The sequence below is a fragment of the Bradyrhizobium sp. MOS001 genome, from assembly GCF_004634465.1.
Taxonomy (GTDB): Bacteria; Pseudomonadota; Alphaproteobacteria; order Rhizobiales; family Xanthobacteraceae; genus Bradyrhizobium; species Bradyrhizobium barranii.
This window is the reverse complement of the sequence record NZ_SPVJ01000020.1, coordinates 16,707-42,534: the sequence shown is the minus strand read 5'-3', so window position 1 is coordinate 42,534 and position 25,828 is coordinate 16,707. Positions and strand designations below refer to the sequence as shown.

Here is a 25,828-nt window from a genome sequence, read left to right as displayed (position 1 = left end):
CGGACAGGGACATGCCTCAGATCTGGATGACATATGACGAACTCGCGACCCTCAGCGGCTGCAGCGCTGCCGAGGCCAGGATGCAGGCGCTGCATCTTTCGCTCGATCGCCGCAAGAGCCGCGACGGGAACACCCGCGTCAAGCTGAACCTCGCTTTGATGGCCCGGTTCTTCGAGACCGTTCGCGAAGCCGAATTCGACCTCGATGACGCGATCACGGCGCTGCGCGATGCCCATCGGCAGATGTCCGGGGTTCTTTCGACCAGTCAGCCGAGCTTGCGGCGCGGAGTGGCGTAAGTTCTCGCGGCGCCGGCGGCCGCCTCAGGACGGCGGCCTCGGCAGGAAAGCCAGGATGGTCTGGGCCAGAAGGACGCCGACGGTGCCGCCGGCGGCCTTTTGCAGCACATCGATGAATCGTGGATCACGATCCGGCGTCACGGCCTGCAAGACCTCTAACCCGACTGCGACGGCGACCACGAACGCGCAAGCCAGCTTGACGCGCCCCGGTAGCAGGAAGGACAGCAGGAAGCCCAGCAGGAAGCCCAGCAGGCCGTAGGCGCTGAAGCGCTCAATCACGACGACCCAGTAGGCCTCCGCGTGGCCCATGAGTGCCGGCCGGCCCGCGAGCTTGGCCAGCGTCGCATAGACGATGAGCACGAGACAGATAACCGCGGCTGCGATGAGATGATTGCGGCGCATTGCGCCAACATAGCCGGTCGACCGGCTGGCCGCTTTCGAAAGCCAAGAACATCGTTAAGGTTCACAAACCCTCGAGGGCATGAACCAAGGTTCACGGGCGAGCCGCGGAGCCCTGGCTACGGCCCAATCCGCATGCATTCACTTGACGTCAAACGCGGCGGTGTAGTCGCGATCTCACGCGGACGGTGCTGAGTTGGCGAGGGCAGGCATTCATCTGCCAGTTCTTCGGCCTGGTGACCCAAAGCCGCACTGCCAAGAACAGGAAGTTGATGCCGAACCAGATCGACATCACGATAAGGAAAGAGCTTGTCATGACGGCTCCGCCTCCCGCTTTTCTTTCGAAATCAATGCGGAGCGCGGCTGAGAGTTCCGCCTTCAGGGGAAAGGGCAGGCGATCGTCCCTGCCCAAATTCTCGTCATCGACAAAACCAGGCCACCCCGGTCAGGCACAAAGCAACGCGCCTGACCCCATGACCAAGCCGTTCGCAGGGATCGACGTTTCAACGCCGATTGTAGGACCAGCCCTTGTCGACATTGGTCGGGTAGTGGGCTGCGAAGTACGGATTCTTGAGGCAGTTGCGCGCGGGATCGAAAATCCAGTCGGCGCATTCCCGGTAATTCAGGAATCGGCAATCGAAACCGAAGGCGCACCACGGCGCGCCGTTTGGAAATCCGAACCCCACGGGGACTTGCGCCGACGCTACTGAGGGCAGAGCCAGGAGCAGAGCTACGGCGAGCGCGCGGGACAACATGGTGCATTCCTCCAACAATCTATCAAACTGAGACCGAAGCCAGTCCGGCGACCGTTCTGCGCCGAAAAGGGACGATGTTCAATCTTCGTCGTTGGATAGTCTAGCAGCCGGGCGCGGAGAGATCGAGAGCGCTGAAAGCGATCGGCCCATGTCGATTGGCGGCTGCCATGCATCGATTGATGAGGCGGACGCACCCGTCCATGACGTGTCGCGCGCGGCCGCCGCTAGCCCTTCTTGGCGCCCTTGGATTTGAGCGACAGGCCGAGGCGCAAGGCCATACGCTTGATCGCATCGGGCGAGCGCCCGAGAAGTTTTGCTGCCTCTTCCAGCGAAGTCGAAGACTTGGCCAATTCCATCAGCCGGCGGTCTTCCTTGAACGACCAGGGCCTGCGCACCATAACCGAAATCATCCTCTCGTCGACACAAAGACAAAGCCGCCAAGCGGACCCACGTTCGCTCGACGGCTTTGCTTGGGTGGGGCCGGGCCTGGGGGAGCCCGGTGAGAAGATGGATATGCGATCCACTAAGGTTCGCAACAAACAACGCGGATTAAGCTAACTGCTCAACCTTACCGCGATGAAATCGGCGCGTTGCGCTCCGTATAACCACGGAGTTTCGCTAACCAAGATCGATCTGCACGCTGTGATGGTGGGGATTGGGGATGTTCTGCCACCACGTCCGGTTGTCGCAGAACCGGTGGACGGTCTTCGCAAGTCCGCGCTCGAAATCCTCGCGGGGGGCGCCTGCCGATATCCGAGATCACGACTCCGCGTCGCGACGCTGCGGCACGACTCAGCAGTTCGGCCAATCGGCGCGGACTGTTCTGATGAGCATGGAAGAAGTGCCGATCCTCGAGCCGTCGCCGAGCAGCCGTCGAAACAGCGACCGGTCCTGCGGCGTGGTGGTGATGAGGATTCTCCTGAGGTCGGCGAACGTCAGGGTGGATCACAGGCACTCGATCATCGGCTTGCCGAAGACAGGCAGGAGCTGCTTGGACGCCATGCTGGCGACGGAGGCGAGCAGGGAACTTGTTCCCTGCGATGTGTCCCTCAATGTCCTCCAAGCTCAGGCCGGCAACCTCCACTTGACAATGGATGGTACGGCGTTTCGGCGTCAGCACTTGTGCGCGATTAGGAATTAAGTGCTTCGAGATCACGACATTGTTTGCTTCGAAATCACGACGTCGATTCGAGCGATCAACTTGAATTGAATCGGCGTCGGTTGGTCGCAACGGCTTCGAACGAGAAAAAATCCAATCGCGATGCATGCGGCAGCGGTTTGACGAGCAGTATTGTGCTTCTCTCGGTTGAGTCGTCACGAGATCGTCGAATTCGTTCGGCTATGGTGCGCGCGCACGAACAAATCAAAATCAACAAAATCAAGAAGACCGAGATGCTTCAAAAGGCGCGAGCGGCACTTCCTCTCACCAAGCTCAGAGAGCGGGCGTTTGAAGGCGCGTTTTTCAGCGTTGCGCTGATCGCGATGGCGGGCTGGGTGTATTTCATCACGCTGTTGCTGGTGCGATTGTTCCTCTGGTTTTTCGGCTGACGCACGAGCCCGATCACTTCGCATGCAGGGTGCTGCCCAAAAAAATCCCTGGCATGACGAGAAAATCAGCGGCGGTGATCATGATCTCGACACAACTCGAGGATGAGACTGCCAGTATCACTGGAACGAATTGCGAATGATGCTGCTCGCGATCCTGGTCTCGCTCCTCGTTGGCTTTGGCGTAGGCTATGCGACACGCGCGCTGCGGCCCCGCGAGCGCGCGGAGCGTCATCCGTTCCACCGTCCCTACAGTCCCACCGCGTTCCGGCAGAACAGTTCATTGGCGAGGGCACGGCGTGCATTCTGAGGATTTACATCCGGTGTGCGGTTCTCGCGTTGCGGCTCGCATGGCGGCGGAAGGGAGTGAATCATGACGGGATTTCGGGGAGACGCCATGACGAGCCCGACGTACAACGCGCCACGGCGGTATTTCGTCGACGGGGGAGGTCGCCGCGTCCTGATCGGCCTGACGCCCGAGGAGACGTTCGAGTTCGAGCGGCTCGACAGCGAGCAGGCGCAGGTCGCGCCCGATGCCGGCGAGCGGCGCAGGCTCGAGCTCTATGAGAAGCATGAGGGGGCCTGGAGGGCCTGGATGGCGCAAAGCCGCACCGAGCGGCGCGAAGGATTCAACCTTTATTAACCATCGCGGGCCCATTTTCTGGTCTGGCGCCTCGAACCGGAAAATGCACGCATGTTTCAGCTCTTCCTGCGGGCCCGCACCCATAACTTCCTGAAAGACCGTTTCGGCGGAGAGCAGGTGTTCCGCGCGCGCTCGCCCGAGCGCGACGCCGAAACCGATCGCACCCGCATCGAAGCCATCATGATTGCGATCGATGACGCCCTGCATGCGGCGGAGCGCGAGCAGTCGGGTCTCAACCGCCGGGTCGAGGACGTGCTGGCGCGCGCCGCCGTGACGATCGGGAACGGCGACGACGAATATCTCGAGCGCGAGGCGCTCGACAATCACCACCAGGATCTGTTCGACAAGGAAATCCTGAACGGCCAGCGCCGGCTCAAGGAGCTTGGCGCCTCGATCGCCCATTTCAAGTTCCTGAAGGCGGCGATGCTGAGCCGTTTCCCGGACTACCGGCCTCCGGCGAGCCCCACCAACTGACGCCCGGTACGGCGCGCGAGCGAGGCCGCTAGATCGCGAGCATGCTGTTGCCCTGAATGGACAGCAGCGTCAGGTTTCCGGTGGCATAGGCCCCGGTATCGATGTTGGCCCGGTTCTCGAGCAGCTCGGCCTGCTTCACCGGCGTATGGCCGTGCACGACGTATTTGCCGAAGCGCCTATTGCTTTGCAGGAACTCGTCCCTGATCCACAACAGATCCTGCTCGCGCTGCTCGGAAAGCGGAATTCCCGGACGCACCCCTGCATGGACGAAGAAGAAGTCGCCGCATGTGAAGGTCGGCCGCAACTGGCGCAGGAACGCGATGTGCTCCGGCGGCATCATGGATGTGAGCTCGCGCACCAGATCGGGCAACTCGTCCTTGCCAAGGCCGGGCGCGGCCGACACGCCGTACGACATCAGGGTCTGGAGCCCGCCGAACTGAAACCATTCGGCGGCGCGGGCGGGATCTTCCAGCACCGAGGTGAAATAGGCCTCGTGATTGCCCTTGAGAAAGACGGTGTTGCGGCGGCGGCTGCGGTTGATCAGGAGATCGAGGGTATGACGCGAGTCCGGTCCGCGATCGATGTAGTCGCCGAGGAAGACCTCGATCGCGCGATATGGCCGGCTGTTCGCCATGTCCGCATCGATCACGGCGAACATCTGCTCGAGCAGATGGGCGCAGCCGTGGATATCGCTGATCGCATAGATGCGCACGCCGTTCGGTAGCTTCGGCCGCGGCGAATTTCGGGGCGCAATCATGGACATGGGGTGCAACTCTTTCAAAGAGCTTCGCCCGGGATGTCAATATGCTATCGGCGAATTTGGGTGTCCGAGCAGGTTTTTTTCTACCCCTGCCGGCAAGCCTGCGCCTGCCCGATCATTCACCAGCGTTGCGAATCACCCGTCCCCAAGCTTGCGCGAGGCTGGCCGAGTTGCCGCTGTCGAACGAGGGTGCGGCCTTGCCGCGATAGGCGGCCGCTCGCGCGCGGACCAGAACCGCGCCGCAGAAATAGCCAAGCTGGAGCACCGACGCGAAGACGAGAATCGTCACAACGATGTGAGCTGAATCATGTCCCTGCCAGGCGGAGCCCACACCGAGGATCGTCGCACCGAGAACGATGGCGGGCGGCAGGATGAAGATGCGGAATCGGCCTCCCAGCAACGATCCGATCAGCAGACTGAAAATGGCAACCGTACTCACGACGCAACTCCTCGAATTGGTCACGAGTGTTAATGGCCGCGGCCTAATAACGGCTTAAGCGGCATGGTTGAACAGCCGTTCAAATGCGCGCGACAATGCTGTGCGAAAATGACGCGATTTGGTGCGAAACGCGGCGTGATGCCCGCTTAATTGTCACGCGTGTGACAGTAGTTTGAGCATTGTTTTGCTGCGACGCTGCATTGCATGAAAATCGATTTGATTTTTTCGGTGCACTGCCGCAATGTCGCTTTGTTTAGTTAAGATATACTTCGGCGCACATCGAAAAAATTAGATCGATTTGCTCGCAATTCTGATTGCGAGTGGTGACGAGGCAGCGAGGTTCGGATGGCTGTAGCAACTTACGGTTCGGAAAACTATTATTCGGTTATCTCGAACCGACGCGGTGCCCTCCAAAGACCCCTGCAAGTGGCTTTGATCGCCGGAGACTTCGTCGCCGTACTGCTCAGCTATTTCGTAGCAAGCGGCCTGTATCGCGTGCTCGTGATCGAGCAGGACTCATCCGTCGGAGCAGGCCTGGTCGTCGGCGCGGTGTTCGTGACCATCGCTTACTTCCAGGGCGTCTACGATCACCATCGTCTGCTGAACACGGTCTGGCAGCTGCGCAAGGCCCTGGCGGTCTGGCTGATCTCGCTCACCATTCTCGCCGTCGAGGCGTTCCTGCTCAAATCGTCCGCGGATCTGTCGCGCGGAACCACGCTGCTGTTCGCCGCGACCGGCGGCGTCGCCTTGGGCGGTCTGCGCGTGCTGTGGCGCCTGGCGCTGACCTCCAGCTACGCCAAGGGCCGTCTGGTGGACCGCAAGGTCGTGCTGCTCAGCCTCAAGCCTCTCGATTTCACCTCGACCCGGTTCAAGGATCTGCGCAAGCACGGCTTCAACGTCGTGCGACATTTCGTGCTCGATCCGTCTGAAGAGGGCGCGGGCTGGGATCACGAGATTCGCGACATCACCCGTCAGGCGCGCACGGCGGATGTGGAAGAATATCTCCTGGTCATCGACTGGGACGAGATGCCGCTTCTCCAGAAGCTGAGCCAGCATCTGCGCGTTGTCCCCCAGCCGATCCGCCTTCTGCCGGATTTCCCGATCGCCGATCTGGTCTCGCGTCCGTTCCAGCCCGTCAGCGGCACGGTCGCGATCGAGATCCAGCGCGCGCCGCTCAGCGTGTTCGAGCAGGCGCAGAAGCGCTGCCTCGACATCGGCCTTGCCTCGTTCGCGCTTCTACTGCTGGCGCCGCTGCTGATCACTGCTGCGATCATGATCAAGCTCGATTCCAAGGGCAAAGTGATCTTCAAGCAGGCCCGGCGCGGCTTCAACGGCAAGCAATTCGATATCTGGAAGTTCCGCTCGATGACGGTGGCGGAGAACGGTCATGTGGTCACGCAGGCGACGAAGAGCGACGCGCGGGTGACCCGTGTCGGCCGTGCGCTGCGGCGGACCAGCATCGACGAACTGCCGCAGCTCTGGAACGTTCTGCGCGGCGAGATGTCACTGGTCGGGCCGCGCCCGCATGCGCTCGCGCACGACAATTACTACGATCCGATCATCAGCAACTACGTGTACCGGCATCACATGAAGCCGGGCCTGACCGGTTGGGCCCAGGTCAACGGCTTCCGCGGCGAGACGCCGACCATCGATCTGATGGAAAAGCGGGTCGAATACGACATCTGGTACGTCAGCAATTGGAGCATCTGGCTCGACTTCAGGATCATCCTGAAGACCGCGCTGGCGCTGATCCATCAGGAAGCCTACTGAGCTCCTTCTGAATTGCCTCCCGCCTCCGGAACGCGCGGGTTTAGTTGACCGGCGTACCCGATCTTCGCAATCAGAGCGGGACCGCGCTAATCCCTTTGATAGGCAGGCCGTTCGTCAGTCGGGTAGCAGGGGTGACGCAGTTGCAGTCCCTTGCCCGTGACGTAACCGCGAAACAGCTCCCGGTCTGTTTCAGGGGCGTCGCAAGTCAGATTGAGAAGATCAGCGCGGGCCCCCACCGCTGCCGCCTGATAAAGCGCGGCCGCGCTCGGGAAGAGGCGTGCCCCAAAGACGTCCGCGAAGTCCTGAACCGCGCCGGCCCGCAGTTCCGGCGACAGCGCGCCGTAGACCCGAAGGGCCAGCGGTGCACGAATGAGCTGGAGCCAGGCTTCATGAGGTGCGAGCTTGTAGGAATGGCCGAGGAAGGCCGCCGTTCGCGGTCCAAAGCCTTCCTGACGGATCGCCGACCAGTAGCTGCCAAGCCAGCCAAGTCCTTCGGACGGAGCACAGAGCAGCAACGCACGGCTGGCGGAAGCAACAGCTTCGGTGTCGGCATCCGCCTGCTTCATGCTGTCACTGCGCATCGACTCATCGGCGATGGCCAGTTGCAGCAATAGAAGCTCCCGCATGCTCTTGACGCTGCATTGGCGTCGCGCAGCCGGCAGGTTCTCCGCGATGATCTGTCTGAGCTGATCGAGATCGTATCGTTCACCGCGCGAAATCCGGCCAGCGATCTGCGGGATCGCCGGAGACGTCAGATTGGGCGCGACAGATGCGACCCAAGCCAATGCGCAGACTGCAATAGTGATGTTTGAACCGAGCAGGACCCGGCGGTAAGCTCGATCCGAACGCTGGCGCGTTACTGACGCACTAGGCTCCTTCGACATAGTAGCTGCCGTAGTGCGAGCCCTTATAGGCCTCGATCCGCTTCAGCATCTTCGGATTGGCACGGTTGAGCACGGCACCCAGCACCTTCTTCTGGATGCCTTCGGAGCTTGCCATGGATTCCTGCAGCGCGTTGCGGCTGGTGCGGCCCCACTCGATCACATAGACCATCGCGTCGACGAGGTGGCTGACGGCCTTGGCATCCGACACCGGCATCACCGGCGCCAGGTCGATGATGATGTATTCGTATTCTTCGCGCACCACTGCAAGCAGGTCGGCCATCGACTTCGACGCAATGACGTCTGCGGAGTTCACCATTCGCGATGCGACGAAGGACGGCAGGAAGTCCAGCCCGCTCTCCTTGCTGCGCTGGATATGGTATCCGAACGAACGAGGATCCTTCAGGGCCTCGACCAAGCCGGACTTGGCGTGAGGCGCGAGCTCGCGTGTGAGCGACCGGGTGTGGAGGTCGCCGTCGATCAGCAGTGTGCGATGGCCGGTCAGCGCGGTCAGATGCCCGAAATTGGCTGAAACCGTCGTCTTGCCTTCCTTGGGCAAGGACGACAGGATTCCGATCACCTTGACCTCACGGGACAGCCGGGCCACGTCGATCGAAACCTTGATGTTCCGTAGGGTCTCGGCAAACCGTGAGAACGGGTGGTCGACGACATAATTTGAGATCACGGCATCCACCGTCAAGCCGTCCGCCGCCTTAACAAGCTGGCCGGTGGCACGAATATCCGGAAGCACGCCAAGGCACTTCACGCCGAGCAGGTCTTCGACGTCGCTCGGCGACCTCAGCACGTCGCTCAGCAATTCCCTGGCGAAGGCGGCGCCGAAGCCGAAGCACAATCCGCCGAACAGGCCGCCGACCAATGCCAGCACGGTCTTCGGCGAGCTCTTCTTGTCGGGCTTGACCGCCGTGCCGATAATGCGCGCTTCGCTGATCGGGAAGCTCTGGTTTTGCGTCGCGTTCTGCAGCTTCTCGAGAAAGCTGTTGTAAAGATTGCGATAGGTGTCGGCCGCGCTCTCGAGGTCGCGCAGCTTGACCTGCGCCTGGCTGGTGCTGCCGGCCTGAGATACGAGATTGTTGAGATTGTCTTCGAGCGATTTTTCGCGGCTCTTCGAGATTTCGTATTCGCTGCGGTATGCGTCAGCGATGCGCCGTACCTCGTCGGCCATCGACTTGCGCAACTCCTCCATGCGGTTAGCCAGATTGATCGCCGCCTGATGCGTCTTGCCGTAGCGGGTCGACCAGTCGGCATACTGGGCCTGAAGATCGAGGTATTGCGCGCGCAAACGCGTGATCACGGTGTTGTTGAGGGCGTCGGTCACGGTCGGCTGGACCAGATCCTTGTCGAGCAGCGCTTCGATCCGGTCCAGGCGAGCCTTGGCCTCGGCGGTCGATGCGCGCGCAGTCACGAGCTGCGAGTTGGCGTCCCCGAGCTGCTGCTCGCTCATCAGGCCGCGGCTGGTGCCAACGATGTTGTTCTGTGCCTTGAACGTCTGCACGGCGCGGTCGCTTGCGGTCGCCTGTTCGCGCAGCTCGGCGCTGCGCTGCTGCAGCCATTCTCCGGCCCGCTTGGTCGACTGGTACTTGGCCTCGAGTGCCCCGACGATGTAGGCGTCCGAGATCGCATTGGCGATGACTGCCGCCTTGTCGGGGTTCATCGAGCGGAACGACACCGACAGCACATAGGTGGTCAGAACGCGTTCGACCTTGAGGTTCCTCTGAATGGTTTCGACCGCATTGCGCTCGATTTTGTCTTTCGATGCCGGACCGTCCGATCCGAGTAACGATATCAGCTTGCCGATGACCAGTGCGGGCAGCCCGGGCTGCGAGCCATTGTACTCGGGGTCATCCGCGAGTTTCAGACGGCGAACGATGGAAAGGATCAGATCGTCCGATTGGATGATCTCGACCTGACTGTCGACAAAGCCGGTATCGATCAGGGCATTCGACTGGCCACTGTCCTTGTCGAGGACCTGGGTCTGCCTCGTATCCATGAGAATGCGGGCATTCGCGGTGTACATCGGCGTCGCCGCCAGCAGGTAGGCGACGACGAGCGCCAGTGCGGCGCCCACAATCGAAGCGATCAACGGCCATTGCCGGCGCAGGATGTCGAACACCCGGTCGACGCTGAGAGTCGTGCCGCCGAGCTCGATGGCGTATTTGGCGCGGGGCTGGAATTGGTCGCGAGGTTGAAACATCTGTCGGGCGCTCGCAGGGTTATTCGGGAAGCGGCATGGCGGCGAAAGGATCGGCGATGTCGGTCTTGAATTCGCCCGACATCAGGCCTGACCCGGATTGGGCAGGCAGGTTGGCTGTCGTCGGCGGAGGCGACGGCGCTGCGTCATCCGGTTCGGAGGAATACCCTGCGAGCACGGCGCTGTCGTGAAGCTTGCCGACGAAATCGCCGATTTTCTGTGCAAACTCCGGCTTGCTTGAGCGGCAGCGAATTTCAGCCCGGTGCAGCGCGGCCCCGATCGAGGCGCGGTCGGCCTGGGTCGCGGCCCGCGTAAGGGCTGGCACCGATTTGAGGACCGATATGTCGCTGACCAGATAGCCCTGAAGCCGGCCCGACAATTTTTCCTTCTCGCTGCGCAACTGAACCAGGAGCGAGCTGGGCTCGGCGACGAAGGCGTCGATGGCGATCTGTGCTGCCCGCTCCGAACGCGTGACGCATTGCGCATCGGAGCTGCTGGTCATCGCACACAGAATAGCAGCCGCCATGACGATCGGAACGATCGATCGGCGGCTAGCGTCCATGATCGTCTGAGGCAAATTGTCTTCCATTCCACTTACGTTCGTCGACTGCGCCGGAAGTCCTACGAGAAGCCCTTGATGCGCATAAAGTATGTCAAATTTTTGTGCGGTGCAAAATTAGCTGGAAACGATGCATTCTGCCAAGAAATTTTTCGATTTGCCGCAATCCCTTTGGGCAGGCGGTGACACGAGAGTCGCCTCTTAACAGAGCAGCAAAATCCGCGCCACGGCGTAGCACGTGCGGGTGACAGGATTTCGAAAACGTGGTTGCTCCCCGGGCATCCATGCCCGCCAAATGCCGTGGCCAGGCTACACGATACGTCACAAACGCGTTGATCGGCCCCGACGAGGATCGGGACCGATCAGAAAGGCTTGTTGCAGCGTTGTGTCTTAGGACGGGGTCCGCACCGAGGCGGGGCGGCTGGCGCGCAGATGTGCACCGTGCTCACCTATGGCCACCCAGAAGCGAGGATTGCTTCCGGACTGCATCGAAATCCACTGATACCCGGCTGTGCTCCAGGGGCGGACCGACGAGGAGAGGTTGTCGAGCACCATGTCGCCATCACTCATCCGCGCGACGAGAACCAGATGGCCCTGTCCGCCTTCGGTGAGGACAACCGCAAGTCGCAGCGCCGATCTCGGCCAGCCCATTGCGATCAGGCGGTGGCGCTTGGTCACGGCGTAGTCATTGCAGTCGCCGGCGTCGGGCGACACCGTCCAATGCGCAAGCATCGGGCTGGTCGGCTTTTTCATCGGCGTGATGGCATCGTTCACCGCGCGATTGACTTCGCGAAGCATGTCCCGCGCGCGTTCGCCCGAAGGCAGCGTCTGCTGGTCCGCGGTCGCATCCTGCTCGCACTCCGCCCCGTAATTCATGCAGAATTTCACAAACTGCAGCGGTGCGAGGGCGTTGTCATACTCGCTGATGAAGGAGCCAGCCACGGCCGTTGAGGGCGTCTCGACGATTGTGTCGGCTTTGGCAGCAGCGCCAGCGCAAGCGAGCCCAGCCGCCAGGAAAGATCTGAAAATCCAGCTCATAGTCATCCCCGTTATTCGCCATTCTTCTTGGCGCTAGGGATACAACGAACCAATTAGGTTCGGGTTTTGCAGACAATTACAATTTTAGCTGATTCCGGTGGCTGGTTCCCGGAACATTCGTTTGGTTAAAATTTCTCCGCCCGGAATTGCTAGCGGGACGGGCTGACTGAAGTCAGCGTCGTCGTCGTGGCAGCAGCGGTGAACAAAGTCTGCGTCTGCGTCTGCGACGCTGCGCCGGGTCCAGCTGTGTTGAGCGTCGTCGGCGCAGTGTTCGACGCTGCACCGCCACGCTCTGGGGCGGCTGAATTGGCTCCCCCGCCGCCGGTCGTCGTCTCGCCGGTGGGATCAGCGCCGTTGGTCGCTTCCGTCTTGATGTCGCCGGTGATGCCGGTGAAGGATTCGATCAGCGGCGGATTCTCCGTCTTCAGGACCGCTTCCTGAATGCGCTGAGCCACCTCCGGTTGCGACAGGACACAAACGGAAGCGGCAGTTCCAAGACCCGCACCGATGGCGCGGCTCTGGTCCTCGTTGCTGGCTCTTGCCAGCGAAACGATACCCTCGACGGTTTCCGGTCGCGATGTCAAAAAGTCGCGAATCTGCGAGGCAAGGCCGCCCTGACCATCCTTGAATTGATCGAGCAACGCTGCGGGATTCGAGAGAAACGAGTTCGCTTTCTCCGCCGATACCACGTTGGCATTCGGTCCGCAGGGTGAGCTATTTCCGGTGGCTGAGAACGACGGGGAAACTGTGCCGAGCAACGCAGTAGCGCCGAGGATGACAGGCAAAATTTTTCGAAACTGCATAATGACCACCAGAATTTCTTGGCTCTTATAGTTCATTTTATTCAAACTTGCCACGTTCTTTCCGTAGTTCGGACGGAATCGACTGGGCAAGTCCGCAACCGGCGATGGCAGCAAAAAAGATCCCGAAGCCAGGTATTTGCAACGAAAAGTCGATGCAGCTATGGACCAGCCCGAGCGCCGCTACGCTGACGCCGACAATGGGTATGTAGCGGTCGCGTTTTCGCCGCAAGCTGCTTCTTAACAAAAGGTAAATATACCAGAGGCAGCATAACACGACGAGGCTTGCGGCAGGCAGACCAAGCTCTGCTGCGAGCTCGAGCGGAGTCGAGTGGGCGCGATCCCACACTCCAAGGCTGCCGAGCTCCGCCGTCCGGTAGGCCGGGAACGTCGTCTCGAAATTGCCCCAGCCGACACCGAGCAGCGGATAGTCGCGGATGATGGCTACGCTTCTTTGATAGGCACCGAGCCGCTGCTCATCGATCAGGCCGTAAGTGCCAATTCGTCCGGCAACGGCGCCACCGACAAGCTGGAGGATCAGCAGCGCCGCGACGGCTGCGCCCCCGGCAAGCGCCCATCTCCGCAGATTGCCGAGCGGCAACGGCGCAAGATAGAGCACGCCGGCGAGCAGAAATGCACAAATCGACAGCAGCAGTCCTGCGCGAGAACCGGTCATCGCAGTTGCCGTCAGGCAGATCGCAAAGCCGATGCCGAGCGCGGCTGGCGAAGATGAATAGAATGTGACGCGATCCGAGAGGCGGGGCGATGCCGGCGCATCGGGAAGGTCGCGGCGATGCGCGAAGCGCACCAGCGGGACCAGAAACAAGATTGCGCTGCTGCCCCAGAAAATTGCGGCCGTGTTTCGGTTGACGAAGGTGCCGGTCGCGTAGCCGAGATAGGCTTCCTTCCGTCTCGACAGGAGGCCGTTGGGGTCGCCGAATTCGGCAAGGATGCCGTAGACCGCGTAGGCGCAGCCGACCCAGGCAAGGAGCAGGAGGAGCCGGCGGGCGCTGCTCGCGTCAGTTGAAATCACGAATGCGCGGATAAGCACCATCGCAAGGAGAAGTGGATAGCCCACCGCCAGCCACGGGCCGTTGACGGTCGTCGAGACGCGGCTGGACGACGGCGAACCAAGCCATTTCGAGGCGGTCTGCCAGACCGGGTTGCCGAGCTCAAACGGCGGATCGCGCCATTCCTGAACGACGACGACCGCCGCAATCATTGCGAGCGTGGCAAGTAAAGGCATCAGCAGCCACGCATCCTCGCGGGCCACGCCGTCAAGATCGGCCGTCGCCAGACTGGCGGCCATCAGCACGCACCAGATACAGATCCAGATCTGGTCGGTGGATCCGAGCGGCAGGGGCGCCAGCATGACAACCGCCAGAGCCAAGATCCTGGACACGGTGTTCAGCTGGTAGTCCCCCGCAAGCGGCAATCGATCCCGTTCGCGGACCTCCGTCCGCGGCAATGTGCAGCATTAAGCATCAATCAGCGCCTTCAGGAAGCGCTGATTTCAATGTCGGGGCGGGGGAGCGGCAACCGTCCCCTCGGACGGGTGCTAGATGGTGCTACGCCTTTCGCGCGAAACGGAAGAACACCTGGCTGTTAATCATGTGGGTTGGCAGTGGAATCGGCGAGTAGCCGAAAGATTCCACCTCGAAACCACATTTTGCGAACAAGACGGGGATCACACGAAAATCGAATCCGAGGTGGGAAGAGATCCAGCCGGTCTCGCTCGGCGGCCGCGCGATTGCAGCCGTATTGCCGATGAAGGAATCCCAGACAATCTTCCAGGTGGTGCCGCGATGGCGCTGGCCCGCAGCCATGCGAAAGAGGTTCTTCAGCAGGGAAGAGAGTCCGATCTCGATCGGCACCGAGACGAGGATGTGACCGTTCGGAGCCGTCTGCTGCGTGAGGAAAGTGACGATATCCATGAGAGGAGGGCCGACAAAGTGCTCGAGCGTCTCGAGACAATAGACCTTGTCGTAGGGACCGCCGACGATGCTGTCGCGCTCGCGCACAAATTGGACATCCGGAAACCGTTGTTTCACCTCATTTGCCATTGCGTCCAGATGCGGGTCGAAGCCGCAGACGCTGACGGAGGGGCATAGCTCCTTGAGCAAGCCGACAAGATGCCCATCTCCCGTTCCGAAATCGAGGATGCGATCGTTTTCCGCCGGCGGCATGACGCTCAATGCCTTGGTGAATCGCGAATTATGGCTCCAGCGCTTGATGGAGCTGGTGTTCCCAATCGTCATGGAAGAATAGGCCACTAGGAATTCTCCCAATGTTGCGGCTGATCGATCATGTGGACGTCTACCGTTCGTTGCTGGTCGAGGACAATGGAAATCTCGCTCACGTCAGGATCGACTTCGCATTGCATTGGATTCGCTATTCAGAACTCGTGCCAGCCGGGCATCGATCGACATTCTCGCGTGGCGGAACATGGTGCTGACTGTCGTTCCGTGCGCATCAACGTTAATCGTGACCTTGGCATTCCCGTTCAACAAATCGCGTGTGCCGAAACTCAGATTCTCATTGAAAACTGAGCTCAAAAGTTAGAATATTGCAACGCAGCAAATTAAGCAACGGGATAGTGATGGAGTCTACGCACAAGCCTAAACCGCACTATCTCCCACTGGATAGTATTCGAGGAATCGCAGCGCTCTCAGTCGCGATCCATCATGTCATTCTGATGAAGATCTTCCTCGCCGCCTTCTCCAACAAGGCGTGGTTCGACTGCGCCTTCTTCCATAATGCGTGGCTGTTCGTCGATCTGTTCTTCGTGTTGAGCGGAATCGTGATTTCGATGAGCTACACGGATGCGGACTTCGGAAAATTCTCGTTCCGCGATTTCATGGTTCGTCGCCTGGCGCGGATCTATCCGCTCCACATCGTGATGCTGGTTGCGCTCCTCGTCTTTCGGCTCGCACGGATTGGTCTGGTGACTGTGGGCCTGCTTACAGTCACGCCTTGGCAATTCGAGGTCAACACCGCCTATACGTTCGTCTTGAACGTATTCCTGCTCCACTCGCTTGGGTTCGTCGATTACCTCAGCTGGAATGGACCGAGCTGGAGCATCAGCGTGGAGTTCTATACTTACATCGTGTTTGGGCTGTTGCTGCTGTTTGCGCAGCGCCTGAATTCGCGGACGGTTCTCTATGCGACCGCGGCAATCATGGTTGTCGGGAACTGGATCATTATCGTCTTCGTGCTGCAGAAGGAGGCGCTTGGCCTTCAGTATGATTTCGGCATGCTCCGTTGTCTCCTGAGCTTCTTTCTCGGCGTCCTCGTTGTTCGATTCGTCGGTCCCCTCTCGAAGATCAAGTCGCCCATCTACCAATTCGGGCTCCAGGTTGGCTCGCTGGTCGCGAGCTTCGGCCTGGTCGTGCTTGTCAGCAACTATCCTGCCGCCAGCTTCGCAGCTCCGTTCGTGTTTGCCCTCCTGCTTGCCAGCTTGATGGCCTTTCCCAAGGCTCCATTGTTGCCGCGTCTCCTCGAGAGCAAGCCGCTTGTCTGGCTCGGCGCCCGCTCTTACTCGATCTATATGGTGCACGCGTTCGTCATACTTCTCGCCGAGTACGCGGTCCGCGTCGTGGGGCCGCGGCCGATCGAGGCGCTCGATTCGATCCGCCCGGGATTGGCGTCAACGTTGACTTATGGCGTCATCATAGCCGCTGTCATCGTGCTCTCGGATTTTACCTATCGGCTGGTCGAGATTCCAGGCGGGAAATTCGTCCGTCGATTGTTGCAACGTGAGCCGTCGTTTTCGACGGCTCAGTCCGTTCAAACTTCGCGCCGCTTGAGCTAGGAGGGCGCGAGGTGACGCCACAACAGGACAATGCCGCCGTTCCGCTCGCGTTTCGCATCGAGGTGATCGCGCTCGCGCTCTACTTCATCCGGGACGCTTTCGGCGGAGCGATGCGGTACTATACGAGCATCTTTCACGTTGAGGTGCTCTGGTTCACGCCCGATATCGTCGCGGTGTTTTGCGTCGGTCTCTTCATTCAGCGGTGCATCATCCAGAACCGCAGCGTCGTGGCCGTCCTCGTCCTGCTGCAAATCGTCCTGTCATTGATCATCGGCTACTTCTTTCTGGGCTCGTTCAATGCCATGCTGTCGGCGTTCAAGATGATGATCCCGGTATTCGCGGGCTTCTGCTTCTGTGACAGCGACATTGGTTCCAACAGGAGATTGCTTCAGGTCATCGCGTCGACCTTCTACATCTCGCTGGTCGGCGTGCTTCTCGCCTCGCACTGGACGTTCCCCTGGGTGGGCTTCAAGTACGAATCCTTCGGTGCGACGCGCGAAGCCGGACGGCTCTGGTGGGCTTTTGCGGAACAGCGGATTTCGGGCTTCGCCGCCGACAACACGATGGCCGCCTTCTTCATCCTCATCACCTTCGTCATGACCTCGATTCGCAAGAGCGTGCTCTGGGTCCTGCTGTTCGGCATCACTTCGCTCTATGCGATACGCCTCACCACGAGCAAGACGACGATGGTCGTTCTCGGCATCTACATCCTTTGTCTTCTCGTCGTGCGCGCGCTGCCCGAGCAGAGCAAGTTGCCGACGCTTCGTAGGCTCACGCTGAGTTCCTTCGCGGCGATTCTGATCCCGCCCACGCTCATTCTGCTGCTGACTGGCGTCGAGCTCGCGCCGGGCCATAACGGGTTCTTCTTCAGCATGCAGGATCGCATCAACAACAGCTGGCAGCTGCCGTTCGTCTATCTCGGTCAGCTGATGCCGATCGGGATCTTCACCGGATGCGGAATCGGGTGCTTCAACTACCCGCAGCAATTGTTCTCGAACCTGCAGGCCTATTGGGTGCCGGTCGATAATTTTTACATCGGCACCTACATCATGTTCGGCTTCCCGTTCGTCATCTTCATGTGGATGGTTTTCCGCGCCGCGGGTGGCATCACGGACGTCTACAAGCTGTCGATGATCTTCGTGATGAACATCTTCACGATCACGGTGCTCAGCTATGGACCTGCAACCGGCCTTCTGGTCATCGCGGTGGGTTTCAGCGAGGTGTTCTCGAAGCGAATGACTGGCGTGCTTCAGGGGGCTCGGAGAAGTGACGGGCCGGCGCTTCACGGAACTGCGGTTGGGGCCATGCGGCCTGTCAGTTGATGTTGGGTAAGTGCCTGGCCTGGGCCGAGCCCGACATCGGCGAGGCCGGTCGGCGGGCGTGGGCGCTAACTGGCGACGAAGGAACTTAGATGCATAGCCGACTGGCCTTTGTCGACACCTTGCGCGGAATTGCCGTTCTCAGCGTGATCGTTCAGCACGTGCTGGAGAAAATCGTGCTCACGGGGCAGACCGGGGCATATGAAGGGCTTCTGCATGGCCTGATCGGATATTATTTCAATCTCGGCCGTTTCGGCGTCGTGCTGTTCTTCTTTGTCAGCGGCTTCGTCGTGCCTTTCAGCTTTCCCAACAGCTCCACGCCGGTTCGGGATTTCGCTGTCAGCCGTTTTTTTCGGCTCTATCCCATGTACTGGCTGTCGATCATTCTGGCGGTCGCAATTCTGCCGGTCACCGAAGCCAAGGAGTTTCCGGTCTGGCAGCTCGGCGTGAACCTGACGATGTTCCAGAATCTCGTCGGGGTGCCGAATATGGTTGTCGCGCATTGGACATTGGCGATCGAGCTGATCTTCTACATCGGCTGTGTTGTTCTTTTCACCCTTGGTCTGCTTCAGCGCAGCGCCGCCGCCTTCGCTATCGTCGTCGCGCTCTCCGTGGCGGGCATCGTCCTGCCGCTGATGTTTGAGCAGCGCATCGTGTCGCGCCTCCTCGAGGTGGTCCTCAATATCGACGCGATGCTGATTGGCAAAGTGATCCGCGACACGGTGATGGCGAAGCGATTGCGGTGGTGGCATGTCGCGATTTGTCTTGGCCTGTATTGCGCGTTCGCGGTCCAGATTTTCCACCGCCTTTACGGGGCGGCCTATCAGGACTTCTTCTACAGTTATTCGATCGCTTCGGCCTATATCGCCGCGGGGCTGGTGTTCGTCCTTTTCGCTAGCTTTGGCGATCGCCTTGCCTCGGGAATCCTGAGCTTCACCGGCCGAATCAGCTATTCGATGTACCTGATGCAGGTCTATGTGCTGACGATAACCCTGCATTATTTCGGGGCAGGCGAGAATCTTCCGCAGTGGCTGCTTTTTACTGTCGGGGTGTTGGCTTCGACCGCTTTGCTCAGTTGGGTCACTTACGTCCTAGTCGAGAAGCCGGCCATCGCGTTTGGCCGGAAGTTCCGGTCACGGCGAGCCGACGAGGCCGGAGCGTTGCCGGCCGCGCAGCGGAGCGTGGCATGAGTGCATTGGCCAAATCGAGCGAGACGGGCGCGAGCACTGGCGGCTTTATCCCTTCGATCCAGGGGCTGCGCGGCGTCGCGGCGTTGAGCGTCCTGCTCGTGCACATGTACGTCATGCCGCTATTGGCGGGATTTCTACCCTCTCTGCCGCCGTGGTTTCATGCGATCGCAAATACGGGTGGCCATGGTGTCGAGCTGTTCTTCATGATCAGCGGATATCTGATCCCGGCCAGCCTCGTGCGCCACGGTGATGTCTCGGCCTTCTTCTATGATCGTTGCATGCGCATCCTGCCAGTCTTCGTGGTGCTGCATGTCGCGTTGTTCACGATCGGGCCGATCGTCGGATACAAGTTCTTCAAGGGTATCGACGTCGTCACCTATATCGAGGTGTTCGTCGCCAATCTGTTGTTCCTGCCTGATGCGCTCGGCCTGCCGTTGGGGCAGCAGAATGCCTGGACGTTGAGCTATGAATGGGCCTTCTACATCTGGTTCGCGGTGATCTTCGCGTCGCGGCGGGGTGGCAATTGGTTCATAACCTGGCTGCTGATCGGCGTTGCCGTCGCGGCGGTTGCCTATCGCCCGAACGCGGCGTTCTTCGGGATCGGCATGATTCTCAGCCGCGTGACCTTCCGACTCGCGATCGCAGGATGGCCCGGCTTGCTCGCCGGGGCGGCCTGCGTGATCGTGATGTATGGTTCACTCGAATACCTGCACGCGCTGCCGGCGCTGCTACCCGGCCTGTTGCTGTTCGCGATGGTTCTCAGTCCGGGTTCCGGCGTTGCAACGCTGCTGGACTCGCCGTCCCTGCAATATGCCGGGAAAATCAGCTACAGCCTTTATCTGGTTCATCCCTTCGCGCTGTATCCGCTTCAGGCGCTCGGCGCTAAATTCGTCGCGGCCGGCGTCAATCCGTGGCTGCTATGGGGCGGCTTTGTCGCGATTGGCCTGCCGACCGCCTTCGTCGCGTCGGCATTGAGTTACAGATTCATCGAGGTGGGGCTGCGTCGCAGGCTCGACTGGATGCTGAGGGGGACGCCAACCCTTCGCGCCGAAGAGCTGCAGCAGCGTGCCTGACCGTATCCCTTTCCGGTTGCCTGCGAAGGCAGCGTCGCCAAATCCTGCTTCACGCTTCCAGCGGGCAAGCAAAGAGTTCGAGGTTGTCCAAACATGATGATCCGCAGTGTGTCGTTCATGTCGGTGGTGAACATCAGCCGGGCCGCGACCCAGGTTGCGATCAATATCATTTCGGCGCGGTTCATCACGCCGCACGACTATGGGCTGGTCGCGTTCTCGATGTCGTTCATTCTGTTCATTGCGCTATTGACTGACCTCGGGCTCTCCAGCGCAATCGTGCGCCATCCGGATCTCGACGGCAGGCAGGTCGGCGCGGCGGCAACGCTGATCACGCTGTTCGGGACGCTGCTGGCTATTTTGATCTGTGTCAGCGGGCCGACGTTGTCGAGCGTGTCCAATCTCGAAGGGCTGACGTCGGTGTTGGCCGGACTTTCGCTCTCGATCGTCTTTGCCGTCGCGGCGGTAGCGCCCCGCGCCCTGCTCGAGCGCCACCTCGACTATCAGAGGATTGCCACGATCGAGGGCTCGGCGGTGGCAATAGGGTTCATCTGCTATCTGATTGCGCTCCTGTGCGGGGTCGGCGTGATGGCGCTGGTGCTCTATCAGATCGCCATGCATCTGGTGCGGGCCATCGCCTTCACTGTGACCGTCCGAAAGCAGATGACGCTCAATTTCGGATGGTCCCGATTGAAGCCGCTGATGGCCTTTGGCGGCTGGGTGCTGCTGACCAACGCGCTCAACTTTCTCGCGCGCACCTCCGGCCCCATCGTGATCGGCATCTATCTGGGGGCGGCAAGCGTCGGTCTCTACGGTTTCGCGAACCAGTTCATGATCATGCCGCTGGTCGTCCTGGCGTGGCCGGCGAGCGGCGTGCTGATGTCGGCGCTGGGTCCGCAGGCCGGCCTGGTGCAGGAAAGCAAATCATCGTTGACCATGGCGACCATGGCCATGACCGCGCTGCTCACTTTTCCCGGAATGTTCTACTTCGTCATCGGTACCGGATATCTGGTGGATCATCTGCTGGATCCCAAATGGCACGAGGCGATCTGGCTGATGAAGGTTCTCGCGCCGATCGGGGCGGTGCAGTCGATTGCCGCCTACAGCGGCTCGGTCATTCTCGCGCGCGGCGAGGGCAGCCTGAACTTTAACCTGAGCGTCATCAACAGCGTCGTGTCCTTCGCTGTGTTCATCCTGATGCTGCCCTACGGCCTGCATGTGTTTGCGGTTGGCTACGCGGTGACAGGCCTGGCGCTGGCCGCATTGTCGCTCGGGGTCGTCTTCTACAAGATCAGGGCGTCGGGCATGTCGCTGGTCAATGCGTTCCTGCCGCCGACGGCCGCAAGCTGCCTCGGTGTTGCAGCGGTCTGGATGTTGTTCGGCCCGGACCCCGACACGTTCGTGACCTGGCTGGAGGCGAGTGCAACCTACTTCGCCGTTGTCCTGGTCGTGTATCTCGGCTGGCGGAAGGCGATCGTCGCCCATCTGACCGCGATGCGATCGCTCGTTTCCTCGCGGCGTCAGGGGGCTCCGGTAGCGCAGCCGGCCTGATCGGGGACTGCGCAGGGACCGGCAGGATCAAGATCCTGTAGGACGCCGGGCGAACTTTTCGTAAGTCGCCGCCAACCGTCGCGCAATGGTGTCGTAGGAGCGGTTCTCGAGCACGTAGGTGCGTCCGCGCGACGCCATGGACTGGCGGAGCGCAGGATCGGACAGCAGCTTTCCGACCGCCTCCGCGTAGCGCGCGGTGTCGAGGTCAGTGCAGAATCCCGCTCCGCTCTCGTCAATGACCTTGCGCTGGTCCGGATGGTCGTTCGCGACCACCGGCTTGCCCATCGCGAGATATTCGACGAGCTTCGTCGGCGTCGTCGAATCCAGCAATGGATCGGGTGGCATCAGGGCGAGGCAGACGTCGGCTGTAGCGAGATGGGCTTGTGCGGCTTCCTGCGGGAGCCAACCGGTTATCACCACGCGGCCGGTCGCCCCGGTTTCGTCCACGCGCCGCCGTAGCCATGCTTGATCGGGCCCGTCGGGAGCGTCGCCGATGATCAGCAGGGTCACCAGCGGATCCGCTGCGGCAACGGCAGCGACGACTTCGAACAGAAAATCGATCCGGCGCATGCGCTCGCACGTGCCGAGATAGGCGATCACATGGCGGCCAGACAGGCGTGGATCGGGTTGAGCTGGTGTATCCAAGCGAAACCGCTCGGGATCGACCCCCATGGGCACAGGCGTCATGCGCGATGGATCGATCCCCTGTGCCGCGAGATCGGCTTTCATTTTGTCGCTCTGGACAAACACGTGAGAGGCCCACGGCAGGACGAACCTGTTCAGCACCTCACGGCCCGCATAACCCGCCGTCGCCAGGATGAGCCATTTCAGGAATCCCTGCGAGCGCCCGCGTTCACGGGCGACCCTGAGGGCGGCATCGGCCATCGGGAACGACATCCAGTAGTAGAAGGGGATCCCGAGCCAGCGCGCTCTCAGAATTCCGAACACAGAGGCGAAGACCTTGTTACGGATCTGGATCGCCGAATATCTGTTGCGCTTTGCCCCCCACAACGCGCCGATGTCGTGAAAGAAACCACGTAGCGGAAGCCGGAGCCGCGATCGGCGGCGATGGGTCAGGAATACGTCGCCGGCCTCCCACGTTCCGCCATCGCCGTCCGCTTCCGCGACGAGATCGGTCAGAACACCATGTCGCGGCAGATAGGTGCCGAACAGGGACGAAACGTCGGCGCGGAAGGTCGGAAATCCGGTATCGACGATGAACAGGAGCCTCGTGGCGGAACGAGCCGTGCGGCGATCCGAAGGTTGCGCCGCGTCATTAATCGTCTCGATCCTCTCTGCGCCAGAATAGCTATCTTGGTCCATCGCGGGCATCTCGGCATCATGTCCTGTTCGCGCCGGCGGCCAATCGACGGCGTGGGTGCGATATCATCTGCTGAATGTGCCCACCCCGCATGTCAACCGCAAAAATGGGCGGCACTGTGCTGCCGCAGTTCATCGAAGTGTTACGTGCATGTAGCGCAAACATCGTCATTCCATGCTGGTTCGACGTCAGGCCTTGTCGTGATGCAGGAAATCGCCGAACCACACGATGGCTGATGTCACCACCGCTGCCACGATGATCTTACCGAAGAGCAACGCCAGCGGCTCGGAAGGCAACGCGGCCAGTCCCCCGACGATGGCCGAACTGATTGCGGTGAATAGAACCAGGCCCGGGCGCGGATAGGCGCCAAATCGGAGCGTCGGGCCGCAAGCCGCCAGGATGACCAGTGCGGTTGCGAGGGCGGCGCCGGCAAGCGCGGTTGTCGGCGCGGAGCTTGCGAAACTGCTGATCAGGACAAAGACGGAGATGAGGACCAGTTGCCCGGCCGCAATCAGAATGAGACGCAGGGCGGCCTTCTGCAGGTGCGGGACGAGCGCCAATGTGGCCTGAAGGTGCGTGTGCAGGAAATAGAAGGCCGCCACACTTGGCGTCGCAGCGAGGAAGCTTGCAATCAGGGCAGGGGGAACGAAGAACCTCGCGGCGTCCGGAATGAATGCGATCAATCCGCCCAGCATCAGCGCCGTGGAGCAGAACGCGAGTTCGAACAGCTCGGCTGCGGCTTGCTGCGCTTCTTTCCTGGTCCCTGTGTCGTAGCGCAACACCACGTCGGGATAGCTGATGGTATGAATGGCGGACAGCAGCACCGAGAACGGCCTCTGCAGAAGGTCGATCGCCATGGAGAAGCCGGCGCTTGCGCTCGAGGTGATGCCGAAACGGCCGACAATCATGAAGCGAATGAGGATCGGGGCGGACAGGTGGACCACCGACGCGCCGGATGCCAGCATCCCGTAGCGAGCGAAGGTCGAAAGATCCGCCTTCCTGGCGAGCCGGGGAGACCAGTTAAGCAAGGTGCGGTCGATCAGCGAGCCGAGAACAAGGCCAAGGACGTGGCCAGCCAAGATACCGACCAGCGCGGCTTCCGCCGTTCCATAGAGCTTCGCGCTGACGGTCGTCCCCACGAGAAGAAATGTGGCGCGGCAAATCATCAGGATCGAAGACGAGGACAATCTCCCGGAGACCCGGATCATCATGTAGTGCAGGTCGACCGTCCCCTGCACGATCGTTGCGGCGAGCCCTATTCCGATCAGGGACGTCGGAAGCCGACCGGACAGCGCGGCAAGCCCTGCGACCGCGATCAGAGCGGCGATGCTGAGTGCGAGCGCACTGAACAGGGATGATTGCAGTCGCGGTGTCTCGTCTCCCTGGCTCGATGCGAGGAAACGCTGACCCGCCAGTTGCAGCCATTCAAAAGCCACCACCGTGGCGAACTGGCTCACGGCAACCGTCAGGGAATAGGTCGTGTACGACGCCGGCTCCAGCAGATGGCTGAGAGCCAGAATGAGAAGGATCGCGATCAGGCTTTGGTAGAAATAGCTGCCGAGAGCAAGAAGTCGAAGCATGCGGACTTACTTCCTGCTCGTCGTCATAAGGGGTCGAAATCCGGAATCTCGCACGCGCCTGGTGGCGGCGCGCCGCCGACACTCAAGCTCTTTTTGTAAGGCTCTGTGCCTTCGCGAAAATGACATTCCGGAATCGAGCTAGAGGGCTTAGCCAGTCCATCAGAGGATCCAACTTCGAGACGTGGTGACGGAGGCCGAGGAACGGCTTTTCGACGCAAGTCCACGAGAACAGCGCGAACAGCAGGCAGAGCGGCACCGCGAACAGCAAATTGGTCCACCATTCCCGGACGCCGACGTAAACCACCAGCTGTTGAATGGTGAAGCTATACAGAAACACGCCGTAACTAAGGTCTCCGATCTTCACGATGAGCGTTTTTGGCGGATTGGTCAGTCCCAGATAGACCGTCAGGTAGGCCATGAATGGAAGCGAGAGATAATCCATTGCCGATGATTGCGGCCATAGCAGAGCCAGCGAAACAAGCGTGCTGGCAAGGAAAATCCACTTGCTCCAGATCAGCTTGTCCCTGAACTGGTAAATGATGACACCATAGAAAAATGTCATCGTGAGCTGGTTCCCGGACAGGACCGAATGCACCCGAATGAGAGTCGGCGGGGAAATGATGTTCTTGATGACGAACGCAGCTTGCAGGAACGCGACAATGAAAAGGAGCAGCGCCCGATTCCTGACGATGCCGACCACGGCGGCGGCGGTCAGTGCGACGTAGCATTCGAGCTCAAAGGGGACCGTCCACAATTGGCCGTTGACGATCAACGGGAGGGGATTGGTCTCGAATGCTCCGGGAAGCTTGAACTGCACATGGCCAATGATGTTGAAAAAATAGCGAAAGAAAAGCGAATCCGAGAAATAGTCCCGGAGCGCGTAGCTGGTGACGGCGGGTCCGACCAGCAAAGCCGAAAGCAGCACCTCCGCCGAGAGGGCCGGAAAGATACGCAGGATACGCAAGGACAGGAAGTGTACGATATTCTTCGATCGCTCGAGGCTTCCCGCCACCAGGAATCCGCTCAGAGCAAAAAAGCACGGCAGGATGAGCGCGATGAAGGAATGCAGCGGCCCCGTGACAAGGCGGTCCTGGGCGGCCTGTCCGTACGAGGTGATCGCGCTGTGGTAGCCGACCACACCAAATGCAAGAGAAATGCGAAGGTAGTCGAAGCCGGTAGAATGTCCCCCAACATTCTTGATACGTTCGGAAATCGTGACGCTCTGCATCAGCCAGTCTCAACCTATTTCAATCTGGTGCAGTGCTTATCCTAACATGATGACCTTTGAAAGGACTGCCAAATTATTGATCGCGCTGGTGCGGTCAAAATAAGCAATCGGTTATTTGTCAAGCCGGGAATTTGCAGTCCTCAATCCTGCATATCGACCCGCTCCGTCCCCACGCGCCGCAGGCGGCGCG

Annotated in this window: 27 protein-coding genes; 11 read left to right on the top strand and 16 right to left on the bottom strand. The window is 60.5% G+C overall.

Features of this window, described 5'->3' with window-relative positions:
• Positions 1–11 precede the first annotated feature (11 nt).
• On the top strand, positions 12–296 hold the full coding sequence (locus CT676_RS44205; protein ID WP_166350037.1) for a hypothetical protein: 285 nt from the start codon (positions 12–14) through the stop codon (positions 294–296).
• A gap of 24 nt (positions 297–320) precedes the next feature.
• Here the strand turns inward: CT676_RS44205 and CT676_RS23545 are convergent, their stop codons facing one another.
• The 3 genes from CT676_RS23545 to CT676_RS44200 form a co-directional block, all read right to left on the bottom strand.
• Positions 321–698 (bottom strand): VanZ family protein, encoded by a 378-nt coding sequence (locus tag CT676_RS23545; protein ID WP_135215502.1) that lies wholly within the window; start codon positions 696–698, stop codon positions 321–323.
• A gap of 500 nt (positions 699–1,198) precedes the next feature.
• Positions 1,199–1,450, bottom strand: a complete 252-nt coding sequence (locus CT676_RS23540; protein WP_014497530.1) for a hypothetical protein — start codon at positions 1,448–1,450, stop codon at positions 1,199–1,201.
• Positions 1,451–1,674: 224 nt separating this feature from the next.
• Positions 1,675–1,848 (bottom strand): hypothetical protein, encoded by a 174-nt coding sequence (locus CT676_RS44200; RefSeq protein ID WP_167768128.1) that lies wholly within the window; start codon positions 1,846–1,848, stop codon positions 1,675–1,677.
• Positions 1,849–2,614: 766 nt separating this feature from the next.
• On the opposite strand from CT676_RS44200, the gene CT676_RS44195 reads away from it, so the two are divergent.
• A complete protein-coding gene (locus CT676_RS44195; RefSeq protein WP_167768122.1) occupies positions 2,615–2,998 on the top strand; it encodes a hypothetical protein in 384 nt (127 codons plus the stop codon).
• 13 nt (positions 2,999–3,011) lie between these two features.
• On the opposite strand, the gene CT676_RS44190 is transcribed toward CT676_RS44195, so the two are convergent.
• Positions 3,012–3,230 carry a hypothetical protein gene (locus tag CT676_RS44190; RefSeq protein WP_167768127.1) on the bottom strand — a complete coding sequence of 73 codons (219 nt, stop codon included), beginning with the start codon at positions 3,228–3,230 and terminating at the stop codon, positions 3,012–3,014.
• Positions 3,231–3,392: 162 nt separating this feature from the next.
• Here CT676_RS44190 and CT676_RS44185 point away from each other — a divergent pair, with 162 nt between their 5' ends.
• The gene (locus tag CT676_RS44185; protein WP_039146277.1) at positions 3,393–3,638 is read left to right on the top strand and encodes a hypothetical protein; all 246 of its coding nucleotides are present in this window, start codon (positions 3,393–3,395) and stop codon (positions 3,636–3,638) included.
• 51 nt (positions 3,639–3,689) lie between these two features.
• On the top strand, positions 3,690–4,112 hold the full coding sequence (locus CT676_RS23525) for a hypothetical protein (RefSeq protein WP_028159056.1): 423 nt from the start codon (positions 3,690–3,692) through the stop codon (positions 4,110–4,112).
• A gap of 28 nt (positions 4,113–4,140) precedes the next feature.
• Here the strand turns inward: CT676_RS23525 and CT676_RS23520 are convergent, their stop codons facing one another.
• Entirely contained in the window at positions 4,141–4,875 is a 735-nt protein-coding gene (locus tag CT676_RS23520) for a metallophosphoesterase family protein (protein ID WP_135215501.1), read from the bottom strand.
• 112 nt (positions 4,876–4,987) lie between these two features.
• Positions 4,988–5,311 (bottom strand): hypothetical protein, encoded by a 324-nt coding sequence (locus CT676_RS23515; protein WP_167768126.1) that lies wholly within the window; start codon positions 5,309–5,311, stop codon positions 4,988–4,990.
• A gap of 345 nt (positions 5,312–5,656) precedes the next feature.
• Here CT676_RS23515 and CT676_RS23510 point away from each other — a divergent pair, with 345 nt between their 5' ends.
• Positions 5,657–7,081, top strand: a complete 1,425-nt coding sequence (locus CT676_RS23510) for an undecaprenyl-phosphate glucose phosphotransferase (RefSeq protein WP_085402144.1) — start codon at positions 5,657–5,659, stop codon at positions 7,079–7,081.
• 86 nt (positions 7,082–7,167) lie between these two features.
• Here CT676_RS23510 and CT676_RS23505 read toward each other — a convergent pair whose 3' ends face one another.
• The 7 genes from CT676_RS23505 to CT676_RS23475 form a co-directional block, all read right to left on the bottom strand.
• Entirely contained in the window at positions 7,168–7,965 is a 798-nt protein-coding gene (locus CT676_RS23505; RefSeq protein ID WP_135215499.1) for a hypothetical protein, read from the bottom strand.
• Entirely contained in the window at positions 7,949–10,174 is a 2,226-nt protein-coding gene (locus tag CT676_RS23500) for a GNVR domain-containing protein (RefSeq protein ID WP_135215498.1), read from the bottom strand. The genes CT676_RS23505 and CT676_RS23500 overlap by 17 nt, the downstream gene beginning before the upstream one ends.
• A gap of 19 nt (positions 10,175–10,193) precedes the next feature.
• Positions 10,194–10,748 (bottom strand): hypothetical protein, encoded by a 555-nt coding sequence (locus CT676_RS23495; protein ID WP_135215497.1) that lies wholly within the window; start codon positions 10,746–10,748, stop codon positions 10,194–10,196.
• A gap of 372 nt (positions 10,749–11,120) precedes the next feature.
• The gene (locus CT676_RS23490) at positions 11,121–11,768 is read right to left on the bottom strand and encodes a transglutaminase-like cysteine peptidase (protein WP_135215496.1); all 648 of its coding nucleotides are present in this window, start codon (positions 11,766–11,768) and stop codon (positions 11,121–11,123) included.
• A gap of 149 nt (positions 11,769–11,917) precedes the next feature.
• Complete coding sequence (locus tag CT676_RS23485) at positions 11,918–12,625, bottom strand: hypothetical protein (RefSeq protein ID WP_244623248.1); 708 nt, start codon at positions 12,623–12,625, stop codon at positions 11,918–11,920.
• Positions 12,609–13,877, bottom strand: a complete 1,269-nt coding sequence (locus CT676_RS23480) for an O-antigen ligase family protein (RefSeq protein ID WP_244623258.1) — start codon at positions 13,875–13,877, stop codon at positions 12,609–12,611. The genes CT676_RS23485 and CT676_RS23480 overlap by 17 nt, the downstream gene beginning before the upstream one ends.
• A 259-nt stretch (positions 13,878–14,136) precedes the next feature.
• Positions 14,137–14,841: a class I SAM-dependent methyltransferase gene (locus CT676_RS23475; protein ID WP_135215494.1), complete on the bottom strand. Its 705-nt coding sequence runs from the start codon at positions 14,839–14,841 to the stop codon at positions 14,137–14,139.
• A 14-nt stretch (positions 14,842–14,855) separates the two neighbouring features.
• Between CT676_RS23475 and CT676_RS44180 the strand changes: the two genes are divergently transcribed.
• From CT676_RS44180 to CT676_RS23450, 6 genes are all read left to right on the top strand, one after another.
• Positions 14,856–15,023 carry a hypothetical protein gene (locus CT676_RS44180; protein ID WP_167768125.1) on the top strand — a complete coding sequence of 56 codons (168 nt, stop codon included), beginning with the start codon at positions 14,856–14,858 and terminating at the stop codon, positions 15,021–15,023.
• A gap of 111 nt (positions 15,024–15,134) precedes the next feature.
• Positions 15,135–16,379, top strand: coding sequence for an acyltransferase (locus CT676_RS23470; RefSeq protein ID WP_244623246.1), 1,245 nt, complete (start codon positions 15,135–15,137; stop codon positions 16,377–16,379).
• 11 nt (positions 16,380–16,390) lie between these two features.
• Entirely contained in the window at positions 16,391–17,701 is a 1,311-nt protein-coding gene (locus CT676_RS23465) for a hypothetical protein (protein WP_135215493.1), read from the top strand.
• 89 nt (positions 17,702–17,790) lie between these two features.
• Positions 17,791–18,888, top strand: a complete 1,098-nt coding sequence (locus tag CT676_RS23460) for an acyltransferase (protein ID WP_135215492.1) — start codon at positions 17,791–17,793, stop codon at positions 18,886–18,888.
• On the top strand, positions 18,885–19,961 hold the full coding sequence (locus CT676_RS23455; protein WP_135215491.1) for an acyltransferase: 1,077 nt from the start codon (positions 18,885–18,887) through the stop codon (positions 19,959–19,961). The genes CT676_RS23460 and CT676_RS23455 overlap by 4 nt, the downstream gene beginning before the upstream one ends.
• 93 nt (positions 19,962–20,054) lie before the next feature.
• Positions 20,055–21,509, top strand: coding sequence for a lipopolysaccharide biosynthesis protein (locus CT676_RS23450; protein ID WP_135215490.1), 1,455 nt, complete (start codon positions 20,055–20,057; stop codon positions 21,507–21,509).
• A 27-nt stretch (positions 21,510–21,536) separates the two neighbouring features.
• Here the strand turns inward: CT676_RS23450 and CT676_RS23445 are convergent, their stop codons facing one another.
• From CT676_RS23445 to CT676_RS23435, 3 genes are all read right to left on the bottom strand, one after another.
• Positions 21,537–22,841 (bottom strand): glycosyltransferase family 4 protein, encoded by a 1,305-nt coding sequence (locus CT676_RS23445; protein WP_135215489.1) that lies wholly within the window; start codon positions 22,839–22,841, stop codon positions 21,537–21,539.
• A gap of 177 nt (positions 22,842–23,018) precedes the next feature.
• Positions 23,019–24,410, bottom strand: coding sequence for a hypothetical protein (locus tag CT676_RS23440; protein ID WP_135215488.1), 1,392 nt, complete (start codon positions 24,408–24,410; stop codon positions 23,019–23,021).
• Between the two features lie 82 nt (positions 24,411–24,492).
• The gene (locus CT676_RS23435; RefSeq protein ID WP_135215487.1) at positions 24,493–25,638 is read right to left on the bottom strand and encodes an acyltransferase; all 1,146 of its coding nucleotides are present in this window, start codon (positions 25,636–25,638) and stop codon (positions 24,493–24,495) included.
• Between the last annotated feature and the right edge of the window lie 190 nt (positions 25,639–25,828).

Coding starts and splice junctions, on each gene's coding strand:
- CT676_RS44205 (WP_166350037.1), top strand. CDS start 12: ATGCCTCAGATCTGGATGACATATGACGAACTCGCGACCCTCAGCGGC.
- CT676_RS23545 (WP_135215502.1), bottom strand. CDS start 698: ATGCGCCGCAATCATCTCATCGCAGCCGCGGTTATCTGTCTCGTGCTC.
- CT676_RS23540 (WP_014497530.1), bottom strand. CDS start 1,450: ATGTTGTCCCGCGCGCTCGCCGTAGCTCTGCTCCTGGCTCTGCCCTCA.
- CT676_RS44200 (WP_167768128.1), bottom strand. CDS start 1,848: ATGGTGCGCAGGCCCTGGTCGTTCAAGGAAGACCGCCGGCTGATGGAA.
- CT676_RS44190 (WP_167768127.1), bottom strand. CDS start 3,230: ATGACGCTCCGCGCGCTCGCGGGGCCGCAGCGCGCGTGTCGCATAGCC.
- CT676_RS44185 (WP_039146277.1), top strand. CDS start 3,393: ATGACGAGCCCGACGTACAACGCGCCACGGCGGTATTTCGTCGACGGG.
- CT676_RS23525 (WP_028159056.1), top strand. CDS start 3,690: ATGTTTCAGCTCTTCCTGCGGGCCCGCACCCATAACTTCCTGAAAGAC.
- CT676_RS23520 (WP_135215501.1), bottom strand. CDS start 4,875: ATGTCCATGATTGCGCCCCGAAATTCGCCGCGGCCGAAGCTACCGAAC.
- CT676_RS23510 (WP_085402144.1), top strand. CDS start 5,657: ATGGCTGTAGCAACTTACGGTTCGGAAAACTATTATTCGGTTATCTCG.
- CT676_RS23505 (WP_135215499.1), bottom strand. CDS start 7,965: ATGTCGAAGGAGCCTAGTGCGTCAGTAACGCGCCAGCGTTCGGATCGA.
- CT676_RS23500 (WP_135215498.1), bottom strand. CDS start 10,174: ATGTTTCAACCTCGCGACCAATTCCAGCCCCGCGCCAAATACGCCATC.
- CT676_RS23490 (WP_135215496.1), bottom strand. CDS start 11,768: ATGAGCTGGATTTTCAGATCTTTCCTGGCGGCTGGGCTCGCTTGCGCT.
- CT676_RS23480 (WP_244623258.1), bottom strand. CDS start 13,877: ATGGCCGCCAGTCTGGCGACGGCCGATCTTGACGGCGTGGCCCGCGAG.
- CT676_RS44180 (WP_167768125.1), top strand. CDS start 14,856: ATGTTGCGGCTGATCGATCATGTGGACGTCTACCGTTCGTTGCTGGTC.
- CT676_RS23460 (WP_135215492.1), top strand. CDS start 17,791: ATGCATAGCCGACTGGCCTTTGTCGACACCTTGCGCGGAATTGCCGTT.
- CT676_RS23455 (WP_135215491.1), top strand. CDS start 18,885: ATGAGTGCATTGGCCAAATCGAGCGAGACGGGCGCGAGCACTGGCGGC.
- CT676_RS23450 (WP_135215490.1), top strand. CDS start 20,055: ATGATGATCCGCAGTGTGTCGTTCATGTCGGTGGTGAACATCAGCCGG.
- CT676_RS23445 (WP_135215489.1), bottom strand. CDS start 22,841: ATGCCCGCGATGGACCAAGATAGCTATTCTGGCGCAGAGAGGATCGAG.
- CT676_RS23440 (WP_135215488.1), bottom strand. CDS start 24,410: ATGCTTCGACTTCTTGCTCTCGGCAGCTATTTCTACCAAAGCCTGATC.
- CT676_RS23435 (WP_135215487.1), bottom strand. CDS start 25,638: ATGCAGAGCGTCACGATTTCCGAACGTATCAAGAATGTTGGGGGACAT.